Consider the following 2,612-nt stretch of genomic DNA (forward strand, 5'->3'; position numbering starts at 1 on the left):
GTGAGCTGGCGGGTGGCGTCGCGCGGCACCACCATCGCCAGCCGCACCACCTGGCGCGTACCGGGATCGAGCTTGACGATGGGCGGCGCCAGCACGAGGTCGTCGGTGGGCGTCAGCACGTCGGCGCCGGCGGCATCCTGGCGCCACAGGAACAGCTCCGCCTGCAGCACCAGCGGCGAATCGCCGTCGTTGCCGAGGGCGACCGCGACGGCGCGGTCGCGCGGGCCCATGTGCAGCCGCACCGGCGAGATCGTGAAGACGCCGGCGGTGGCGGGGATGGCCCACAGCGCGAACGACAGTGCAAACAGCAGCATCGACGACACGAGCCGCACGGCAGGCGCGCGTGGCGGCCGCATCAGAAGATCATCCACATCTGGAGCGCGCGGCCGGCGGCCACCTGCACCGGCTGCGACAGCGCGTCGTCCGTGTCGGGCGTGCCGTCGGGCGACAGCACCCAGGACACGGTCTCGGCCGCGCCATCGGCCGAGGTGGCGGGGCCTGCTGACGGGGTTGCCGCGCCGCGCGCCGAGCCGGCCGACCCGCCCGCTGCGGCCGACACGATGACCGGCCGCACGTTGACGAACAGGTTGGCGCCGCAGGTGAGCGTGACGCGCGCGCCGCCGGCCGAGCGCTCGATGCTGCTTCTGCAACCGGCCGGCAGCGTCAGTGCGATGTGGACCGCGAAGCCGGCCTCGGCGGAGCCGGCGCGCGCAGGCAACGCGGTGCCGCCGGCCAGCGCGGCGCACACGCCGCCCAGCACGTGCCAATGCGGCGCCCGGCCGTGCCGGCGGCGCAGCGATCCGACCCGCGGGTGGGCGTGCATGACCTCGCTGGGCTCAGTAGGTGATCGTCAGCGTGCGGCTGCGGTTGGCGCTCGCGCTGTTGGTGCAGACGGTCGCCGACGGGCAGGAGCCTGCCTGGTTGGCCGCCATCGTCGAACTCAGCGACAGCGACTGGCTGGACCCGTTGCCCGTGCCGGCGTCCGGTGTGGTCAGCGTGTAGGAGAGCAGCGTGGCCAGGTCGGTATAGGTGCGCGACGTGCCATTCACGGTGGAGCCGGCGTCGGCGTCCAGCGAGAAGCTGTACGGCAGGTGGTCGGTGCACTGGATCGAGAAGCTGCCGCCGCTGCCGGTGGCCGCCGCGGCCTGCAAGCCGGTGTAGGTGAAGGAGATGTCGGCGACGGTGCCGAGCACGCAAGCCGGCGTCAGGCTGACCGAGACGTTGAAGTTCTGCGAGGCACTGCCCGCGGCGAATGCGCTGCCATGGGCTGCCAGTCCAAGCCCGAGCAGGGCGGCGATCAGGACGTTCTTCATGAAGACACCTCCGGTGTGAAAGTTGTGTTTACGGCGATTATTGTGATTAAGTGGAATGCATCGCGCAAGCCCTCGCATTCCCGATGGCTGCAATGGTAGATTCCGTCCGCAAATGTGAGGATGACCCCCCGGAATGAGGGGGTGGCGGGGTGTATTAATCACATAAATCGCAATCGATTTTTGTCGATCTTTCTGCCAGACTGGCCGAATGAACACGCCACGCACCCTTCCTTTCGCGCCCTTCGTGCCACGCATCTGCATCGTCGACGACAACCCGGTCGTCGGTGTGCGCATGCAGAAGCTGCTGAACACACGGGGCTTTCGCAACGTCACGGTGTTCCGCAGTGCCTGGCCGGCGCTGCAGGCCTGCCACTACCGGCTGCCGGACCTGGTGCTGGTCGACTACGGCATGCCGCAGATCGACGGCATCCGCTTCATCGAGGCGCTGCGCCACTACCCGCCGGCGCGCAAGCTGCCGATCGTGATGTTCACCGGCCAGTCGCTGGAGGCCTTGCGGCCGCGTGCGATGGAGGCCGGGGCGAACGACGTGCTGTCCAAGGACCTGACCGGCGAGGAGCTGCTGGGCCGCGTGCGCGGCCTGCTGAGCGCCGCACAGGCGCCGTTCGAGATGGCTGCGCCGTCGCTGGCCGCGCCGGTGCTCGACCGCGTGCTGCTGGCCGATGCCGGCCGCGAGGGGCCGGCATCGCACGGCGGCTGGGGCCTGCTCGCGCAGTACGAGCAGAAGGCGGAGATCACCGACGAGGACGAGTCGACGCTGCGCCACCTGTCGCGCATCGCGGCGCTGCGCGACCGCAACACCGGGCAGCACACCGAGCGCATGGCCTACTACGCGGCCGTCATCGGCCGCCGCTACGGGCTCAGCCTGACCCAGGCGCAGATGCTGGTGGCGGCCGCGCCGCTGCACGACATCGGCAAGGTCGGCGTGCCCGACGCGGTGCTGAACAAGTGCGGCAGCCTGAACGACGAGGAGCGCACGGCGATGCGCAGGCATCCAACCCTCGGCTTCGAGCTGCTGCGCGACTCGTCGTCGGCGGTGATCCGGCTCGGCGCCGAGATCTCGCTGTCGCACCACGAGCGCTTCGACGGCAGCGGCTACCCGCAGGGGCTGCGCGGCCAGGAGATCCCGCTGTCGGGCCGGCTGGTCGCGGTGGCCGACGTGCTGGATGCGCTGAGCAGCGAGCGGCCCTACAAGGCGGCCTGGCCGCTGCACCTCGCGATCCGCGAGATCGGCGCGCAGGCCGGCACGCACTTCGATCCGGCCGTCGTCAGTGCGATGAC

At 70.5% G+C, this 2,612-nt stretch carries 4 protein-coding genes; 1 reads left to right on the forward strand and 3 read right to left on the reverse strand.

All coding sequences use genetic code 11. The annotated features are described in order from the left end of the window. The 3 genes from AC1D15_RS26260 to AC1D15_RS26270 all read right to left on the reverse strand — a co-directional run. The coding region (locus AC1D15_RS26260; protein WP_477828304.1) for a fimbrial biogenesis chaperone at positions 1-356 on the reverse strand (356 nt) is incomplete at its 3' end. Further along, positions 356-823, reverse strand: coding sequence for a hypothetical protein (locus AC1D15_RS26265; RefSeq protein ID WP_477828305.1), 468 nt, complete (start codon positions 821-823; stop codon positions 356-358). The genes AC1D15_RS26265 and AC1D15_RS26260, both read right to left, overlap by 1 nt. 13 nt (positions 824-836) lie before the next feature. Then, a complete protein-coding gene (locus tag AC1D15_RS26270; RefSeq protein ID WP_047499977.1) occupies positions 837-1,313 on the reverse strand; it encodes a spore coat protein U domain-containing protein in 477 nt (158 codons plus the stop codon). A 208-nt stretch (positions 1,314-1,521) separates the two neighbouring features. Here AC1D15_RS26270 and AC1D15_RS26275 point away from each other — a divergent pair. Then, positions 1,522-2,612 (forward strand): HD domain-containing phosphohydrolase (locus tag AC1D15_RS26275; RefSeq protein WP_477828306.1); only part of this gene is annotated, 1,091 nt, incomplete at its 3' end.

Source organism: Rhizobacter sp. P2_H2 (assembly GCF_056403375.1).

Coding starts and splice junctions, on each gene's coding strand:
- AC1D15_RS26265 (WP_477828305.1), bottom strand. CDS start 823: ATGCACGCCCACCCGCGGGTCGGATCGCTGCGCCGCCGGCACGGCCGG.
- AC1D15_RS26270 (WP_047499977.1), bottom strand. CDS start 1,313: ATGAAGAACGTCCTGATCGCCGCCCTGCTCGGGCTTGGACTGGCAGCC.